The sequence below is a fragment of the Rhodococcus sp. NPDC056516 genome (assembly GCF_042794655.1).
Classification (GTDB): Bacteria; Actinomycetota; Actinomycetes; order Mycobacteriales; family Mycobacteriaceae; genus Rhodococcus_F.
Map to the genome: position 1 here is coordinate 56,037 of NZ_JBHTTG010000003.1, position 18,609 is coordinate 74,645.

At 61.8% G+C, this 18,609-nt stretch carries 13 protein-coding genes; 4 read left to right on the forward strand and 9 right to left on the reverse strand.

Annotated features, from left to right (window positions below; all coding sequences use genetic code 11):
* Positions 1 to 61: 61 nt before the first annotated feature.
* The 6 genes from ACFQ6Y_RS09555 to ACFQ6Y_RS09580 all read right to left on the reverse strand — a co-directional run bounded on the left by ACFQ6Y_RS09555 (position 62) and on the right by ACFQ6Y_RS09580 (position 6,335).
* Positions 62 to 1,072 carry an NADP-dependent oxidoreductase gene (locus ACFQ6Y_RS09555; RefSeq protein WP_378631463.1) on the reverse strand — a complete coding sequence of 337 codons (1,011 nt, stop codon included), beginning with the start codon at positions 1,070 to 1,072 and terminating at the stop codon, positions 62 to 64.
* Positions 1,069 to 1,497: an organic hydroperoxide resistance protein gene (locus tag ACFQ6Y_RS09560; protein WP_003939720.1), complete on the reverse strand. Its 429-nt coding sequence runs from the start codon at positions 1,495 to 1,497 to the stop codon at positions 1,069 to 1,071. The genes ACFQ6Y_RS09555 and ACFQ6Y_RS09560 overlap by 4 nt, the downstream gene beginning before the upstream one ends.
* Positions 1,494 to 1,955 (reverse strand): MarR family winged helix-turn-helix transcriptional regulator, encoded by a 462-nt coding sequence (locus tag ACFQ6Y_RS09565; RefSeq protein ID WP_378631465.1) that lies wholly within the window; start codon positions 1,953 to 1,955, stop codon positions 1,494 to 1,496. The genes ACFQ6Y_RS09560 and ACFQ6Y_RS09565 overlap by 4 nt, the downstream gene beginning before the upstream one ends.
* 78 nt (positions 1,956 to 2,033) lie before the next feature.
* The gene (locus ACFQ6Y_RS09570) at positions 2,034 to 3,416 is read right to left on the reverse strand and encodes a condensation domain-containing protein (protein ID WP_378631468.1); all 1,383 of its coding nucleotides are present in this window, start codon (positions 3,414 to 3,416) and stop codon (positions 2,034 to 2,036) included.
* On the reverse strand, positions 3,416 to 4,888 hold the full coding sequence (locus tag ACFQ6Y_RS09575; protein ID WP_378631470.1) for a condensation domain-containing protein: 1,473 nt from the start codon (positions 4,886 to 4,888) through the stop codon (positions 3,416 to 3,418). Before ACFQ6Y_RS09575 ends, ACFQ6Y_RS09570 begins: the two co-directional genes overlap by 1 nt.
* Positions 4,821 to 6,335, reverse strand: coding sequence for a condensation domain-containing protein (locus ACFQ6Y_RS09580; RefSeq protein ID WP_378631473.1), 1,515 nt, complete (start codon positions 6,333 to 6,335; stop codon positions 4,821 to 4,823). Before ACFQ6Y_RS09580 ends, ACFQ6Y_RS09575 begins: the two co-directional genes overlap by 68 nt.
* Positions 6,336 to 6,808: 473 nt before the next feature.
* Between ACFQ6Y_RS09580 and sthA the strand changes: the two genes are divergently transcribed.
* Together sthA and ACFQ6Y_RS09590 are read left to right on the forward strand one after the other, a co-directional pair.
* Positions 6,809 to 8,221 carry a Si-specific NAD(P)(+) transhydrogenase gene (gene sthA / locus ACFQ6Y_RS09585; RefSeq protein ID WP_283302488.1) on the forward strand — a complete coding sequence of 471 codons (1,413 nt, stop codon included), beginning with the start codon at positions 6,809 to 6,811 and terminating at the stop codon, positions 8,219 to 8,221.
* Between the two features lie 151 nt (positions 8,222 to 8,372).
* Complete coding sequence (locus ACFQ6Y_RS09590; RefSeq protein WP_378543051.1) at positions 8,373 to 9,275, forward strand: hypothetical protein; 903 nt, start codon at positions 8,373 to 8,375, stop codon at positions 9,273 to 9,275.
* Between the two features lie 397 nt (positions 9,276 to 9,672).
* On the opposite strand, the gene ACFQ6Y_RS09595 is transcribed toward ACFQ6Y_RS09590, so the two are convergent.
* Positions 9,673 to 10,107, reverse strand: a complete 435-nt coding sequence (locus ACFQ6Y_RS09595) for a hypothetical protein (protein WP_378631474.1) — start codon at positions 10,105 to 10,107, stop codon at positions 9,673 to 9,675.
* Positions 10,108 to 10,156: 49 nt separating this feature from the next.
* Positions 10,157 to 11,164, reverse strand: coding sequence for a helix-turn-helix domain-containing protein (locus tag ACFQ6Y_RS09600; RefSeq protein ID WP_378631475.1), 1,008 nt, complete (start codon positions 11,162 to 11,164; stop codon positions 10,157 to 10,159).
* A gap of 358 nt (positions 11,165 to 11,522) precedes the next feature.
* On the opposite strand from ACFQ6Y_RS09600, the gene ACFQ6Y_RS09605 reads away from it, so the two are divergent.
* Entirely contained in the window at positions 11,523 to 14,042 is a 2,520-nt protein-coding gene (locus ACFQ6Y_RS09605; protein WP_378631476.1) for a response regulator transcription factor, read from the forward strand.
* Between the two features lie 7 nt (positions 14,043 to 14,049).
* Here ACFQ6Y_RS09605 and ACFQ6Y_RS09610 read toward each other — a convergent pair whose 3' ends face one another.
* Positions 14,050 to 14,805, reverse strand: coding sequence for a MerR family transcriptional regulator (locus ACFQ6Y_RS09610; RefSeq protein WP_378631477.1), 756 nt, complete (start codon positions 14,803 to 14,805; stop codon positions 14,050 to 14,052).
* Positions 14,806 to 15,126: 321 nt separating this feature from the next.
* On the opposite strand from ACFQ6Y_RS09610, the gene ACFQ6Y_RS09615 reads away from it, so the two are divergent.
* Complete coding sequence (locus ACFQ6Y_RS09615) at positions 15,127 to 18,582, forward strand: indolepyruvate ferredoxin oxidoreductase family protein (protein WP_378631478.1); 3,456 nt, start codon at positions 15,127 to 15,129, stop codon at positions 18,580 to 18,582.
* Positions 18,583 to 18,609 lie beyond the last annotated feature (27 nt).

The window sequence follows — 18,609 nt, forward strand, 5'->3', positions numbered from 1 at the left end:
GCCGCGAACTCCGAGAAGTTCGCGGCCACAGTCAAATCTGTTTCAGGTGCAGACTGTTCGGTTACAGCGTGACAACCATCTTGCCGGTGTTCGCACCGCGCATCAGGTCGATGAACGCTTGCGGTGCATTCTCCAGGCCCTCGACGATGGTCTCGTCCCACTGAATCTTGTTGTCGGCGAGCCACGCTGCCATATGGGTGCGGAATTCGCCGCCGAGGTGACGGTAGCCGCCCACGAGGAATCCGCGCAGGGTGAGCTGCTTGCCGATCACCAGTGCCAGGTTGTGGGGCGCGGTGGGCTTGTCGGTGGTGTTGTACTGAGCGATGGCTCCGCACAGGGCAATCCGGCCGCCCTGGTTCATGGCATCGATGGCGGCTTCCAGATGTTCGCCACCGACGTTGTCGAAGTACACGTCGATGCCGTCAGGGGCAGCAGCGGCAAGCAGTTCGGTGATCGGGCCGTCGTGGTAGTCGAATGCCGCGTCGAATCCGAGCTCCAGCAGTCGGGCGACCTTCGCCGGCGAACCGGCGCTACCGATAACTCGCTTCGCACCGAGCAACTTGGCGATCTGACCGACGAGCGATCCGACGGCACCTGCTGCGCCGGAGACGAATACGGTGTCGCCTTCCTTGAACTCTGCAACCGCGGTGAGGCCGGCATACGCGGTGAGACCGGTCATGCCGAGGGCGCCCAGGTAAGCCGTCGCCGGCGCGATGGACGTGTCGGCCGGAGTCACTGCGGATCCGTCGAGGATGGCGTATTCACGCCATCCGAGGCCGTGGACGACGACGTCGCCCACGGCGCGATCAGCCGACTTGGATTCGACGACCTCGCCGACAGCACCACCGTCGAGCGCTGCACCGACCTGGAACGGCGGAAGGTAGGACTTCACGTCGTTCATCCGGCCGCGCATGTACGGGTCGACGGAGATGGCGATGTTGCGGACCAGGATCTGGCCGTCTTCGAGTTCGGGGAGTTCTACCTCTACGGTGGAAAAATTCTCCTGGGTAGGCCAACCGTTGGGGCGTGAAGCGAGATGGATTTCTCGGCTGACAGTAGTGGTGGTGCTCATTCGTCGTCCTTACTTACTTCGAGGGTGACCTCGATGTTGCCGCGAGTCGCGTTGGAGTACGGGCACACCTGGTGCGCCTTCTCCGTCAGCTCGACGGCCTGATCGTGGGGCAGATGGGGGAGAGAAACTTCCAGCGTCACAGCGAGTCCGAAACCACCTGCACCGTTAGGGCCGATGCCGACTCGCGCGCCGACTGCGGAATCGGCCACGTTGGCCTTCTCGGCGCGGGCGACCATCTGCAGTGCGGAGTGGAAGCAGGCTGCGTACCCGGCGGCAAAGAGCTGCTCAGGGTTGGTGCCTTCGCCGCTGCCACCCATTTCCTTGGGAATGGCGAGACCGAGATCGAGGCGGCCATCCGAGGTGCGAGCGTGACCGTTGCGGCCTTCGCCGGTGGCAAGTGCTTCTGCGGTGTAGACGATGTTCATGACTTCTTCTTTCCGTCGGAGTGGGCATTGGATGCTTGAAGTGACTCGCCGAGACGAGTGAGAACGTCTCGGAGCTCGGTGAGTTCGTCGTTACTCAGACCAGTGGCGCCTGCGAGCTTGGCCGGGATGTCCTCGGCCTTGCTGCGCAAGGCGGAACCCGACTCGGTCAGGTGGATCTCGACGCGACGCTCGTCGGTGGTGAGGCGTCGGCGTTCGATGAATCCCAGGCCCTCGAGCCGCTTGAGCAGCGGCGACAGAGTTCCGGTATCGAGATCGAGCGCCTCACAGATCTCTCGCACGCCGCGGCCGTCTCGTTCCCAGAGTGTCAGCAGGACGAGGTACTGGGGGTACGTGATCCCCAGGTCGTCGAGCATTGCTCGGTACGCGGCCGTAGTAGCCCGCGACGCCGAATAGAGGGCGAAGCAGACCTGGCGTTCGAGGGCGAGTGGGTTGGTCACGAGAACAACTGTAGCGCACAGTTAAGTTGTGCACAACAAAGAGGTGTCAAATAGACCTTCGGATGATCGGCAGTCCGTCTACGGCGTCGACAGAATCTCGGAGACGCACTCGAGGAAGGTATGCACTGTCCGGGCCGCAGGTGCCGGAAACCTGGTGCGCACTGCCAATCCGTCGTGAGTGCGTGAGAACCAGAACTGAACGTCGTCTGCGCTCGATACGCGACTGAGTTGCTGCGGATTGATCGGCCCAGGCGGCGATTCGCTGGACTGTGATGTACGGGGGCGCGATCCACCAGGCATGCTTCGGTAGTCGGCGTAGGACACCGAGAAGATGTCTCTGCGACTGGGCGAAACCTCGGGCCCCAAGCTCTGCAAGACTTGTCTCGAAGACACGGACGACAGTGAAAGTGACTCGTGGAAAGCGAGATTGACTGCCCGAGCAGTGCTGTGAAGATTGTCCATGCTCGTCACGGTGATGGGCGCATTGGCTACCAGCCATCCGAAGGTGTGGTTGTGTCGCGGTTCCCGACGGGTGTGGACCGGGAACAGTAGGTGTGTGTCCCTCTTGCCGGTCAATTGTGTTGTGGCCAAACCGATCGACGCGAGAATCGCGCCGAACGACGAGTGTCGATGATCGGCGCAGTTCTGGTCGAACAGCTTTGCTTCGCCGGCGTCGAGGAGCATCCGGGTGTCTGTGCCCTGAGGTGACATGGTCCCGGCGGGCAGTCCCAGATCTACGGGAAAATGTGGAGTGTCACCCCCGCATGATCGGAGGAAGGACCGCCAACCCGCAATGCGGTGGTCGCCGGGCTCTGGATCCGCGGTTGCCGATTCACGGAAGCAGTAGTTGAGGAAACTCCCGGGCTCCGGCAGGAGATCCGACGCGATCGGAACACGGTCCGCCTGCGTGTATTCGCGATACAGAGTGCTGATCTCGGTAATTGCGATGCTCATGGACCAACCGTCGCAGATGGCATGGTCGAATCCGCAGATCACTGTTGACTGGTCCTCGCGGGTGATGGCACCGAGAAAGTACGCGGGAAACGCAAAAGGATTGCACCATCGATCCAAGCGCTCGCCCAAGAGTTCTCGCACCTGTTCAGGTGTTCGTGCGTCAGCCACTCTTTCCTCACGCAGGCGCAGATCGCCGACGTCGGCGACGTCGACGAACAGTGCCGAGGATTCGCCCGGTTCTTCGGCCTGGGAGAACGAGCACGACAGGGCGTCGTGACGGGACGTCCATTCCTCGAAGCTGGCCTTGAGTGCGTCCGTGTCGATGGGGCCGGGAACGTCGAAAGTGGCAGCGAGCCAGGTCGTATCGCCGCGGCTGCCGGCAAGGTGCAGCTGCTGATTGGAGGTCGGAGGAACCGGATACGTCGATCCGGTGGAGATTTCGCTCGGCGTCCACTGCAGGATGCGGCCCGGCCGTGCCTCGAACCTGTCGAGAAAGGTGATGTGCATCAGGCGGTCTCCACTTCCTGACGCGCATCCGCCTGACGAACGACCCGGTAGTCGCCGGCATCAGCGACCGTTCTCAGGACGTTGCGGAGATGTCGAAGGTATCGATCCACCGATGTGTGTGCCTGCTCGGTGTCGGGAAAACTGACCATCACATACGTACGGTCTTCCTTCCTGTTGATCCACATCGACAGATCACCCGTCGTTCCAGGTCCACCCAGTGCACGCGCTTCGAGTTCGTCGTGGTGCTCGGCACCGGGAATCAGGCGCATGTCGATGTACGACACCATCGGCGGGACCGACGTTCCGCCGATGTCGGATCCGGTCAACTTCGACACCTCGGCAATCACCGAATGGATGGACACGTCTGCAAGTCCCTTCACTGCGGCGCGAGCAGCGTGGGCAAGGGGGAGTGCATCGGTGAAGCTCGTGACACCGCTCAGCGTGAACGAGACCGGGACGAGATTGATGAACCAGCCTTGAGAATAGCGGTATCTCGGATCGGAGCGAGTACCGACTGCGTTGAGCGCGAAGTAGTTCGCTCTGTTCGCGACCTCGATCTCGGTGAGGGCGAGGGCGGCGAATATCCCCGTGGAGAAGCCGACGCCGTTGGCCTTGCACAGCGCTGCGAACGCGGCCGACTCGTCGCTGTCGAGAACGTCGATATGTGTGCGCGTCGACCGGGTCTGCTCGCCCCGCGCCACGCCGAGGTCGAGGGGGAACGTCGGGAGTTGTCCGGCATTGGCGGCGAGAATCGAAATCCACTGCTGCACAGGCGCTGCGGCCAGGTCGAGGTTCCCCGCTGCTGCCCGTTCTTCGCCGCTGTACTCGACATAACTTCCAGGAGAGGGAAGTTGATCGTCGATGTCGGCGCTCTCGGCGACGTACAGGGCACGAAGTTCTTCGACGCCCAGCATCAGCGACAGGCCGTCAGTATGCGAGTGATCGACGCCGTAGTAGATGGTGAAGCCGGCGCCCGTGCCATGTTCGACGGCGCCACTGATGAACGAGGGCCACTGCAGTGGGCTGGTATCGCCGGCGAAACTTCTGCTCACATGCTCACGAACCGCATCTGTCGTGTTCAGGGGACCGACGCTGTGTGGCGTGAGCTCGATCGTCGACGCATCCACCACCCGACGGTCGATGACCCCACTACCAGCGGGATCTTCGGATGGTCTGACCTCGAACCAACTGTGCAGTGTGTTGTGCCGCAGGACAAAAGCCTGCACTGCCCGCCGCAGTGCCTCCCGATCGAGATCACCGGGCAGAGTGAAGGTGAATCCGATCCACGGTGACCAGTCGACGCCTTGTGAGCGCTTGTGGTCGGCGGTACGAATGTGTCCCTCTTGGAGGAACGAGAGTGGTTGATCGCTCCGCGGTGCCCCGGAAGCCGCCGCCAGGGATTGCTCAGTAGGCCTGAACTCGGTGAGCGTCCCGGCTTTCGGTGCCCAGAGATCGATCGGTGTCATTTCCATGAGAGTTCTCCTCGATCGTTGCAGCGGGGTTGATCGGTGCAGTGGTGTCAGTCGACGCTGCGGATGTTTCGGTCAGGAAGGCAAAGTCCTCCATCTCACGGCGTAGCAACCCGGCGAACTGATGGATGTGGCGGCTCGTGCGCGCGTTGCCCGGGTGGCGTATGGCCAGATTGAGCCCTTCCGGCGTCCGCGTCAGCCAGATGTAGACGTCGGTTCCCGAATGATCGCGACTACGAAGGCCTCTGGTCTGCCAGCTCGTCCACTGCTCGGCACCGGGAACGTGACGAACGTCCATGTAGGAGAGCACGAACGGCAGGTGCTGCGGGCAGTCGATCAGCTCACACACTTTCGAATACGGCAAGGCCGCTGCGGGTCGGACGCGTCGTACCGCCGCGCCGGCAGCCTGGGCCAGATCGCTCACGGTAGCGGCGGGGGCAATCGGAATCCTCACCGGCACAACACCGATGAACCATCCCAGGGATGCAGCCCATCGAAGCTCCGAACGGGTGTGTTGCGGCACGACGACGCGGAATTCGTCTGCACCGGTGAGATCGCCCGTCACTTTGGCCGCGCACGCGAGTATCGCGGCAAGGAAACCTTGGTTGCTGCGCTTGCTCGCTTCTGCCAGGCGTTCGGCTCCCCGGGCGCTCAGAAGCCAGGCGGACAGGCTTTGCTGAGGAACTCGGCGTCCGGTGACCGGTTCGGGTAACGCCGGAAAGAGCGGAGCCTCACCGTGCGTGTAGAACTCACGCCACGTCTGCACCGCAGGGTGGGAGCAGTCCGCGTGTTCCACGAGATCTCGTTCCGTGGTGCCGAAGTCGATGTAGCTCCCGGTCTCCGGCGGCGAGGTAGGGCTTCCCTCGCTCAACGATCGGTAGATCGTCTGCAGTTCATGCGCGGTCAGCGCAACCGAATATCCGTCCAGCAGAGCATGATCAGCGGCGAAAACCACAGTGAAATGATTGGGACTTTCAATCGTCGCGAATTGATACGCAGGCCAGACGAGTGGATCGGTCGACCGGTCGAGCAGTCGCTGCAGGTGCGTGAAGACGGACATCGAGGACGCCAGGTGTCCGACTTCGGTGCCCAGAATCCGGACCTCTCCGGGCCCCGCGGTGCGTCGGACTATCGCTTCGCCCTCTGTGGCGACGTGTGTCCGCAGCACTTCGTGGCGATCGATCCAATGATCGAGTGCAGCCGCCCAGATCCTTCGGTCGAGTCGATCGTGGATGCGAAACGAGGTACCCAACCAGGAGGGAGTGCATCCGTCGATCTGATGGTGCACCTGCTGTTTCATCTGTTCGGCATGTTTCAAGTGTGCTTCGTGAATGTAGCTGGCGGGACGCTGGTCGACAGGCCAATGCTCGGGCGGATTCACCGCAGCGGGAGTCCACTCGGTGACGGTCCCAGGCGGTAAGGGATAGTCGGCAAGTTCCGTGAATTCCATTGGGAAACCTGATCTCTCGAGATGGCGAAAGGTGGGGATCGTGGACGGGGCGGATGTTTGTAACCGAGAGTGACAGATGATTAGTCAAGGCAAGTAGAACGCGACCCGAGGCTGCGCGCAACTGCTTCGGTCCGGGATGTGACGAGGAACATTCCGCTCGTTATTTCGGACAATTCGAATACTGGACATCCGGTTTACAGCCCCTGGTCAGCTGTCAGTTTATCGATCAATCACTCTGTGGTGAAACAAATTTCATCAACCTGCTTCAAAAGCTGTGAGATTGCGACACATTCGAATATGCAAATAGTGGAATATGTTTGTGTGTAGTAAGTTTCGTAGAGATTCTGATGTATCTCTTTCTATTGCAACACGGTTCGTGTAGGTCCGGCGTGCGCACTCGGTGCCGCGGATTGTTCACCGAGTATTGACATGCTCGGCATCTGCCGGTCGTATGCAGACGGTATCTGTAAGCGATGACTGATCCGATGGAATACGACCTGGTTGTGATCGGCTCCGGCCCGGGTGGGCAGAAGGCTGCCATCGCGGCCGCCAAGCTGGGTAAACGGGTGGCGATGGTCGAGAAAGGCAACATGCTCGGGGGAGTGTGCGTCAACACCGGCACCATTCCGTCGAAAACACTGCGCGAGGCGGTTCTCTACCTCACCGGGATGAACCAGCGTGAACTGTACGGTGCGAGTTACCGTGTCAAGGAGAACATCACTCCGGCCGACCTGCTGGCGCGAACCCAGCATGTCATCACCAAAGAGATCGAAGTCGTGCGATCTCAGCTCTTGCGCAACCGTGTCGAATTGTTGGTAGGGGTCGGCTCGTTCGTCGACGAGCACACCATCCTCGTCGAGGACGCCTCGCGCGGAGACAAGATGACGATCACTGCGAAATTCGTCGTGATCGCGACCGGAACATTGCCTGCCCGTCCGTCCGGTGTGTCCTTCGACAGTCACCGGGTGCTCGACTCCGACGGAATCCTCGATCTGACCTCCATCCCGACCACCATGGTCGTGGTGGGTGCGGGAGTGATCGGTATCGAGTACGCGTCGATGTTCGCGGCGCTCGGCACCAAGGTCACCGTCGTCGAGAAGAGAACGTCGATGTTGGACTTCTGTGACCCCGAGGTCATCGAATCGCTGCGGTTCCATCTGCGCGACCTGGCGGTCACCTTCCGATTCGGTGAGGAAGTGACGGCCGTCGACGTCGGAGCGAACGGAACGCTCACGACGCTGCGCAGCGGCAAGCAGATTCCCGCCGAGACCGTGATGTACTCGGCTGGACGTCAAGGTCTCACGGCGCCACTGGCGCTGGAGAACGCCGGGCTGGAGGCAGACGAACGCGGGCGTATCTACGTCGACGACAATTTCCGCACCAAGGTCGAACACATCTACGCCGTCGGTGACGTCATCGGATTCCCGGCATTGGCGGCGACGTCGATGGATCAGGGTCGACTCGCGGCCTACCATGCATTCGACGAACCCGGCGCGAAGCTGATGGATCTGCAGCCGATCGGCATCTACTCGATTCCCGAGGTGTCGTACGTCGGCGCCACCGAAGTGGATCTGACCAAGGAGTCGGTGCCGTACGAAGTCGGGGTTTCCCGATACCGTGAACTCGCGCGTGGACAGATCGGCGGTGACACCTACGGAATGCTCAAGATTCTGGTGTCGACGGATGACCTCAAACTGCTCGGTGTTCATATCTTCGGCTCGGGTGCAACGGATCTCGTGCATATCGGTCAAGCGGTGATGGGGTGCGGCGGGACCGTCGAATACCTTGTCGACGCCGTCTTCAACTACCCGACGCTGTCCGAGGCGTACAAGGTGGCGGCGCTCGACGTCATGAACAAGATCAGGGCTCTCAAGCAGTTCCACTAGGGGTCGGGGTGTCCTCAGGTACCGGTCAGGGTTGGTCGGTGTACTTCTCGGGTAGCACTTGTTCGAATACCTGAGGGTGATGTCAGGACTGGGGAAATAGGGCAGGGTTTACGTCTATGACCATTGCTCTGGAACTTCGTGTGGACTTTCGATGCTGATCGGACTGATAGCCGCAATCGTGGCGTGTGTCGGATACGGCGTTGCGTCGGTGCTGCAGGCGTACGGTGCGCGCAAGTCGGCAGCAGCCGCCGAGCAGCGGGGCGAGTCCGGGCACGTGACGGCGTCGGGTGGCCCGACCTTGCGGTCGACGTTCGCAGCCGCGCTGACGGCGTCGTTCATTCTGGGCACCGTGCTCGATGCGGTCGGATTCGCCGGTAGTGCGATCTCCGCGCGGCTCATTCCATTGTTCTTGTCGCAGACCGTGGTCAGCGCCAATCTCGTCATCACGGCGGTGCTGGGGACCGTGGTCCTGGGCATCCAGCTGCATCGCCGCGACTGGTTCGCGATCGCCGCTGTGATCGGATCGCTCCTGCTGCTCGGCTTGTCGTCGGGTCACGCGGGCGGCGGGAGTTCCAATGACGTCGTCCACTGGGGCGTCCTGGTGGGCTCGGCGTTGATCTTGTCGATCGGCATCGGTTTGATCCGATGGTTGGGTTCACGCGCAGCAGTTGTCGCCGGATTGATCTCGGGTGTGCTGTTCGGCTGTCTGGCCATTGCCGTACGCGTGGTCTACGGAATCGATCCGTTCGAAATCGGCACGATGCTCCGCGATCCGGCCGGGTGGGCAATCCTCGTCTCGGGCCTGGGCGGTTTCTATCTGCACACGGTCGCGCTGCAGCTGGGGTCCGTCAACGGAGCGACGGCGGCTCTGGTTGTCGGCGAGACGGTTGTTCCGGGAATCGTCGGCGTCGTGGTACTCGGTGACGCGTCGCGACCGGGACTGGAATGGCTTGCCGTCGTCGGCTTTGTCGGGGCGATCGCCGGTGCCGTCGCCGTGGCAGTCTTCGGCGCCGCGACCCACGAGGAGAAGCCGGTCGAAGAAGTGACCGTTTGATGTGCCGGAAGTCGCGTGGATCGTAGTCCTTTCGAGCTAATACTTTTGGTGGATAGCGCTTTTCGCTCGAACTCTGCATGGCGTTGTTGCAACCGTTCGACGGCATCTGCAGTACCAGGGTTCGCAGGAACAGGTGTCGCTGTTCGGTGGGCCCAGCGGTAACGGAAACCGCTTTCTGGCAGATATTTCCAGTGCGCGACCGATGCCTCGCATATGTCATGTGGTCACAGGCAGCGGGATGTTGACCGGAGGAAATCAATGAGCAGCTTGGACATTCAACGTTGGTCGAACGACTTCACCGCCCTCACCAAGGTCATATCGGAAGGCATCGAACAGCTTGTTCTTCGGTTCATTTCCAGCTGAAATGATCTGCTGAATTGTGATGAAGCAGAGTTACTTACGGAGTTTCCGAGGCCTGGGCCGGGGCGAGCACGTAGGAGAACACGTACGTCACCAGGGCGATGACCGCCAGTACGATCAAGGACGTCGGGAACCCTCCGGCATCTCGCACCGGGTCACCCGTAGCGATGACAGCCGCCATGAACACTGTGGCCACCAGTAACGCCACCGCCATTGTCGAATACGCCGCGAACCGATGCTTCCAGCGGTGGACTGTGCGCGCCGGCCATCTCCGGCCTGTGCTCAGCGCACAGCGCCCGCCTGCAACAGCGCTCGAGCCGACAATCAGCCCGACTAGTGCTCCGATGAAGGCAGGTATGAACAGTCCTACCCAGGACCAAGCTCCATCGCCGACTATCGGGATCATCACGGCGACACCTGTGACGGCGCCGGTGAGCGCGGCCAGACTCAGTTCCTTGTCGACCCAGCTCATGGATCAACTAGAACACAGGCACGATCGCGGGGCTGTGAAGTATTGCGATTCAAGGGCTGAAGAACTCGAGGCGGCGGTGCAGACGCGAGATCGACGGGTCTCCGATCGTGCGTCTGCCGTCTGTGCGTGCCTGGCTCGGGGTCATCCCGTAGAAGTCCTTGAACGCGCGCGCCAACTGGGACTTGGACGTGAAGCCGCAACGCTGCGCCAGCGCTTCGATCGTTTCGTTCGGCATCTCGGCTCGGGTCAACTCGCGATACACGAGTTCGAGACGCTTGCGCCGTATGACAAGCGCAATTCCGCCGTCGGACGCGAACGCGCGGTAGAGCTGGGCCCGGGAGACCGACAAGGCCGCGCACATGGTCGTCGGCCCCAGCCAGGTCTCGGAGAGATGCTCGGCAATGTAGGCGTAGGCACGATCGCGGAGAGAGTGATCGGGCCGCGGCAACAAGTCGGGCTCGGCGATACCCAAGCTGACGCGGAGAAGTGAAGCGACGACGTCCTCGTAGCCGGCCGCAGCATCGGGGTCGAGATGCGGCAGCGCCAGTACGACCGATTGCAGGCACTGAGCGAGAACGTAGGCGGGAACTCCGCGCAGGACCGTTCCGTGGAGGGAACGACCCTTCGACTCGGCCTCGACGAGAGAGCGCGGGGCGAGGAGCGTGATGGTGCGCCCTGTCGCCTCGGCTTCGGCGGCGGCGGTCCAGGTCCGCCCTAGGTCGAAGAACGTGACGTCCCCTGGGCGGGCGACGAAATCTACCCCCTCTGCATTACCACTCACCTGCCCGTCGAGGACGGCCTGGATCATGTACTGATCGTCGAGTCCGCTCTCGGCGATGACGATTTTGTTTCGGGTGTACTTCTGTGCATTGAACGTAGTTTCACCGATCAGCGAGGTCCCGATGGGCAGAGCGGATATCGAGCCTTCGAGTGGAGTGTCGGCACCCACCGGTTCGGTGACGAAGAACGGACGCGTCGCGTCGCGCCAGAAGTCGTCGGCATCTGCGGGGTCGACCGATCCGGTCGACACGCGAATGCGGGCGGAATTGATCGACACGCGGGCATGATATGTCAGATCCTGCAGGCCGCAGTCACTCTCCCGCAAATAATCGTCGATAGTGATCGAGCCCACATATTGAGACAAAACGGACGAGTTTTTGAGACGCACGGCCCTCGCGTGTCGTGCAGATTCTGTCTATGTTGTTCGTTATGGGTGGACAGGCTGTGAGTTCGGTTCTCGAACGAAATCTCGAATTCGGTGGGGCTCGGCTGCTCACTGGCCGAAAATCGTGACGTCCCCTTCAAATCGATCACAGCTATCCCGAGCAAAGCGAAACCCGCGCGGAACGGGCTCGCTGCATCGGCGTCTCGCGGGTCGTGGACCGACCGCGGTACGCCCTCGCCTCCTGGCTTTGATGGAGCGCCCCGCGGGGTTGACGGTCATCGACTCGCCCCGAGGGTTCGGCAAGACCGAACTCGCGGCCTTGTGGTTGACAACTCTCGGGACGGTGCCGAGTAGACCGGTTGTGTGGGTGCCGGCACCGTCGAAACGGATGACTCCCGTCGACTACTGGAACTCGGCTTTCGCCCTGATTCAGGATTCGCTGGAATCGCTGAAGGCTCCGCCACGAATCCTCGACGATCCGGTCGGAGCCGTCGAATCACTTCTCCACTCCTCGGCTACGCCGTTCGTGTTGGTGTTCAATCGCATCGACCTGGTCGAGGGAGACGAGGTGGGGCACCAACTCGTTGACCTGATCGTGCGGTTGCCCGGGTTGAAAGTGATTGTCACGCTCCAGGATCGATCTGCAACGGACTTGCTCGACGGTGTGCGCGTGGACGAGTACCTTTGCATGAACGACCTCAGATACACACTCGACGAGTCCACGATTCTGTTTGCGGACGCCGGGATTCACCTTCCGTCCGGCATCGTGCATTCGATCTGCGAACGCGTTGCGGGTGTCCCTGTTCTGATGAAGGTTGCTCTGAGCGCGGTTGCGGGGCTGAGTGAACCGAATCGCGGGCGTGAACGCGTTCAGAAGCGGGTGGACCAGGCGATCCTCGCTTACGTCAGTCGCACCGCTCCTCGATCGGGCAAAGCGCTCGAGCTGTTCGACTTCACGACGACGATCGCCGCCGCGCGCACGGTCACACCTGCGATCGCGGCCGTCGTGTCCGACGACCTTGACGTGACGGGCAAACTCGACGTGCTCGAGTCTTTCGGACTCATCTTCCGGGACGGCCGCGCCGGGGAGCCGGCCTGGTATTTTGCGCCATCAGTTCGATTGGCGCTCATACGGATACGGTCCGAACAAGGGGCGAGATTCGAAGACCCCTTTCCGATGCTCGTCGATCACGCTCTCGCGACTTCGGATTTCGCCAGTGCGGTCCGCTACGCGATGGACGGTCGTCAGTGGCTTCGCGCGCTCGACATACTCGAACGGCACTGGGCCGACCTCTTGGTCGATCACACTGGACTGATTCGAACGGCGTTGCAATCGATTCCCAGTGACGTCTTGGCCGAGAACCCCTCGATCCTGGTGGGGCGTGACCTACTCGAATCACGCCTTCGTCCACAGTTGATGAACGGCGATTCGCTACCGACGGAACCTGCGGAGTTGCGCGCAATAGGCGGTAGTTCGCAAGCATGCAGTTTGTTGAACGTCGGGACCGTCCAATCCGTCGTACTGAGAACGTCCGGAAAGTACCAGCGCTCAACCGACATCACACGCAAGTTGGCGCACGTCGTGTACGGACTCGGCGAAGAATCGTTGAGCGCGTTGGGGTCTCAACTGCCCGCCCTGCGGCTGATCTGGGGAGTCTCGCACCAGTTGACTGGTGACCTCGGTGATGCCGCGGTGGAATTGCGGCTCGCGTATCACGGCGCCGTGCAGCACGGTCCGGAGTTCGTCCTGCGGCACGCCGCAGGCAACGCTGCGCTCAACTCCGCGCTGATCGGCGATGTCACACACGCGACAGAGTGGCTTCAAGTCGAAAGCATGCACCCGGACGTTTCGGGATGGTTGGGACCACCTTCGCACATGGGCGGAGCGATCGCGCGTGCACTGGTGGCGTACGACAGCGTGGACCGGATTGCGGGCGCTGCCGCGATGGACGTGCTCGCCGAGATCACGCCGCCAGGGGATCTCTGGGCATTTGCCGCCTACGCGTACACGAGATTCGCACTGCTGCAATCAGACCCGTTCTCGGGCCTGATTTCATTGCAGCGTGCAGTGGCTACGCATGGTCACGTGAATCCGTGTGAACGATCGCTCGGTGACGCACTTCTCACCGCAGCACGCATCGATCTTCTTTTGGCGTCCGGGGAGGGTGCGAAGGCACTGGAAGAAGCAGTTGCTGCCGCGCACACGTTTGCTGTTGTCACGGTTTCTGTCGCTCGTGCGCATCTACTGACCGGAGCGCCGGCACAGGCATTGGAATTGTGCCGTGAAATTGACTGGAGTGGAGAGTATCTCACCAGAAATCGTCTCGAATCGCTGTTGATCGAATGCGCAGCGCTGGGCGAACTGGGCACAATCGCCGCTGCCGCGCGTCCATGGGAGCAGGCTCGCGGACTGCTCGAAACCTCGGGTGTCCTGTCGGCGCTGGCGACGATACCGCGGGATCTGATCAGGCGACTCGAGGAGCGGGCCGAGGGCTCGAGCAGTGCCGTCGCGGCCTTTCTCGAATCCGAAGCGCCGCAGATGTATCCAGCGGTGATCGCTCGAGTCCAATTGACGAAGCGGGAGATGGACGTTCTCGTGGAACTCGGTCTCGGCATCCCGATCGGTGAGATAGCGCGAAAGTTGTTCGTATCCAACAACACGTTGAAGAGTCACCTGCGAGCCCTGTATCGCAAACTCGGTGCGCATTCCCGCGAAGAGGCCGTCGCGGCAGCGCACCGACACAACCTACTCGGCAGCGGGCAGGACTGACTACCGGCTAGTGCAGGTTGCGCTCGGCGTAGACCTTCATCGCGTCACGGACCAGCACAGCGGTGCCTTCGCCGTACTTGTCGTAGTTTGCAGTGAAGCGAGGGTCGTCGACGTACATCTGCCCGAGTCCGGTGAAGGCGTCGGCGCTGGGAGTCCTTCCCTGCCAACCGATTTTTATCCACTCGAACTGTCTCTGGGTAATCGACTGGACGTCGTCGCTATCCGCGGACAGACCGGCTGTCACTGCGGTGCCGAATGCTTCTGCGATGTCAGCTTGGTTCTGCAGATGCGCTTTTCGGTCCTGCTCGGACATCGATCGCCACCAGTTGTCCCCTCTCGTGTAGGCGTCCTTGCCCCAACGCTCGATGACCTCGTCCTTGTATCGGGTGTGGTCGAACCCGTCGAAAACATCTTCCGGCATGAGTGATTCACCTTTCTTCGTCTTGTTCAAGGTCCTGTTGACCGATTCGATCTGTCTCGAGATCCGCGTGCGCTCATGCTCGAGAAGTTCGAGGTGGGTACGCAACGCGGCGGCCGTGTCGCGTTCACCGGTGAGGACTTCGGCGATGGCCGGCAATCCGAGTCCGAGTTCTCGGAGCAGCAGGATGCGCTGCAACCGCACCAGGGCGTCTTCGTCGTAGAAGCGGTAGCCGTTGGCGCCGATGCGGCTCGGTTCCAGGAGCCCGAGATCGCCGTAGTGACGCAGCGTTCGGCTGGTGGTACCGGCGGATTTGGCGAGTTCTTGGATGGACCATTCGCTCACGTGTAGTTCCTACTCTCGGATCGGTTGTGCTCATTCAGCATGCAAGTTGACGTTGCGTCAATGTCAAGGATGTTTTCGGTTTGCATTGTCGGGAACGTTTTATGTCCGTTTCGCCGTATCGCCACGAACGGGTCTCCAACTGATTGATTCGATGACCTAGGTCACGTGATTTGGCTCACAAATTGTCAATTTGAATAGTTGAACAAGCCTCTGTTGACGCTTTCACATACCTCGACCACGATCATCTGAACAGATCGAGTTACGCGGTTGTTGAAAATGCACGGTAGTTGAAATGCACTGCAGACGGAACGGTGGTCCACGATGACTGAACTGGTGTCGGGCGTAGCCCAGGCCAAGCCCTATGACCTCGATGATCGGTACCGGTCGGGATCGGGACCGGTGTTGCTGACCGGTGTTCAGGCAATTGCACGCGGCTTCGTCGAGCAGCACGTTCGCGACATTCGGGCAGGTAAGCGTATTGCCACCTTCGTGTCCGGTTACCAGGGCAGCCCGCTCGGCGGCGTCGACAAGATGCTTCACGGCATGCCGAAGGTACTCGCAGAACACGACATCACCTTCATTCCCGGCTTCAACGAGGAACTTGCTGCCACCGCGGTGTGGGGAAGCCAGACGGACCTCCCCGCAGGAACCGCGACCCATGACGGCGTGACCGGCGTCTGGTACGGCAAGGGCCCCGGCGTCGACCGCGCTACCGACACCATTCGCCACGCCAACATGTACGGCGTGAACCCCAAGGGCGGCGTCGTCCTCCTGGTGGGCGACGACCCGGCGTCGAAGTCATCTACGGTTCCTGCCGTCAGTGAGCGCTCGCTTGCTGCGATGGGTGTACCGGTTCTGTTCCCGCGCAATGCCGAAGAGATCATCACGATGGGTATGCACGCTGTTGCACTCTCGCGTGTGTCCGGTTGTGTCGTGGCGCTCAAGATCGTCGCCGACGTCGCCGACGGTGCCTGGACGATCGACGGCAGCATCGCGGACTTCGACATCGTGGTTCCGGAGGTGCAGTTCGAGGGCAAGCCCTTCGTCTACAAGCAGCGTCAGATGGCCGCGCCGCCGGACAGCGTCATCGCCGAGGCCGATCTGTACGGCCCGCGATGGGATCTGGTGCACGCGTACGGAACTGCCAACAATCTCGACGTCATCGAGGTCAACCCGTCCGGTGCGAAGATCGGTATCGCGGCCACCGGGACAACTTTCGACTCCGTTCGCCAGGCGCTGGCAGACCTCGGTGTCGACGACGCCGCGCTGCACCGTGCCGGTATCCGCCTCCTCCGCATCGGCATGTGTTATCCCGTTGTGGGCGAGAAGGTTCGCGAGTTCGCCGAAGGTCTCGAGCAGATCGTCGTGGTCGAGGACAAGACCGCGTTCATCGAGGCGCAGATCCGGGAAGTCCTGTACGGCACCGACGATGCCCCACGCATCATCGGCAAGCGCGACGGCCAGGGCCGTCTGCTCATGCCTGCCAGCGGTGAGCTGACCGCAGGTCGACTGCTGGCCCCGTTGCGCCGCGTACTCAAGCCGCACGTCGAGCTCAAGCGCACCCTCCCGGCGCCGCTGTCGCTGAACGTGCTCTCCGCCAAGCGAACCGCGTACTTCTGCAGCGGGTGCCCCCACAACCGTTCCACCGCTATCCCCGAGGGTTCCATCGGCGGCGGCGGAATCGGTTGCCACACACTCGTCACCATGTCCGGCCGTGAGGACAGCGCTGTCACCGGTCTGACGCAGATGGGCGGCGAGGGCAGCCAGTGGATCGGGCAGGCACCGTTCACCGACGTGCCTCACCTGTTCCAGAACATCGGCGACGGCACCTTCTTCCACTCCGGTCAGTTGGCTGTCCAGGCGTGCATCGCTGCAGGCGTGAACATCACCTACAAGTTGCTCTACAACGAGGTAGTGGCGATGACCGGAGCGCAGGACGCGGAAGGTGCCCTCTCCGTTGCTCAACTCAGCCACAAGCTGACCACCGAGGGCGTCAAGCAGATCATCATCTGCGCCGACGAGCCTTCGCGTCACAACAAGCGCGCACTGGCCAAGGGAACCAAGCTCTGGCACCGCGATCGCCTCGACGAGGCTCAGAAGGAGCTTCGCGAGATCAAGGGCGTCACAGTGCTGATCTACGACCAGCACTGTGCGGCCGACGCTCGTCGTCAGCGCAAGCGCGGCACGCTGCCCACTCGCAACACTCGCGTCGTCATCAACGAGGCAGTGTGCGAGGGGTGCGGTGACTGCGGCGTCAAGTCCAACTGCCTCTCGGTCCAGCCCGTGGACACCGAGTACGGCCGCAAGACGAAGATCGATCAGACGTCCTGCAACACCGACTACACCTGCATGGACGGCGATTGCCCGTCGTTCGTGACCGTCGAACTGGTACCGGGCAAGAAGGCTCCCAAGGCCGCACGTCCCGTCCCGCCGGTCGTCGCAGATCCTGATTTCGGCCCGCTGACAACCACGCAGAACGTCTTCCTGGCAGGCATCGGCGGCACCGGCATCGTGACCGTCAACCAGGTGCTCGCAACGGCGGCACTGCGCGCAGGCCTCGAGGTGGAGAGCCTTGACCAGATCGGACTGAGCCAGAAGGCCGGGCCCGTCGTCTCGCACCTGCGTTTCAGCTCCAGCGCGCTCGAGCCGTCCAACCGCCTCACCCCTGGCAGTGCGGATTGCATCGTCGCATTCGACCTGCTGACCGCGACGGACAACAAGAACCTCGACTACGGCAACTCCGAGAAGACGGTCTCCATCGCGTCGACGTCGCAGACGCCGACCGGAGACATGGTCTACGACAAGGCTGTTCGCTACCCAGAGGAGACTTCACTCCTCGCGCGCCTCGACAAGGTATCGCGCACCCTGCGTTCCTTCGACGCCCTCGCAGCGGCGCAGGAGCTGTTCGGTAACACCGCAGCTGCCAACTTCCTGCTGATCGGTGCGGCCTACCAGAGCGGCGGACTTCGTCTGCCGGCCGAGGCCATCGAAGAAGCGATCGGCATCAACGGCGTTGCCGTGGACGCGAACATCGCAGCATTCCGTTGGGGTCGCGCAGCAATTGCCGACACCGCTGCATTCTCGGCCGTCACCACGCCGGCCAAGTCCGTCCGCGAACCCGTTGTCGCACCGGCTCACATGTTCGCCGGAACCACCTTCACCGGTGAAACCCTGCGACTGGTGGAGCTGCGTGCTGCGCAGCTCATCGAGTTCCAGTCCGTCAAGATCGCCCAGCGTTACATCGATCAGGTGCAGGCAGTCTGGACTGCCGAGCGTGCCGCAACCGAGCGGACCGACTTCAGCGAAGCGGTTGCCCGCGGCCTGTTCAAGTTCACCGCGTACAAGGACGAGTACGAAGTTGCTCGTATGCTGGTCGACCCCGCTTTCATCGAAGACGTCAAGTCGCAGGTGCCGGCCGGGGAGAACCTGACCTACAAGCTCCACCCGCCGATCCTTCGAGTGATGGGTCGCAAGAAGAAGATCGGCCTCGGACCCAAGTCGCATGTTGCACTGAAGGTTCTGGCCAAGGGCAAGAAGCTTCGCGGCACCAAGCTCGACCCCTTCGGCTACATGCACGTCCGCAAGGTCGAGCGTGAACTGCTCGCCGAGTACGAGGCCATGATCGCTGATCTCTCTCGTACGCTCGGCGCCGACGGATACGATCGCGCCGTCGAGATCGCGGCGCTGCCGGACGTGGTTCGTGGCTACGAGGACATCAAGCTCGGCAACATCGAGCTGTACAAGACTCGCCTGCGTGAACTCGGCGTCAGCGAGTAACAGCGTCAGCGAGTAGCTCGAAGAAAC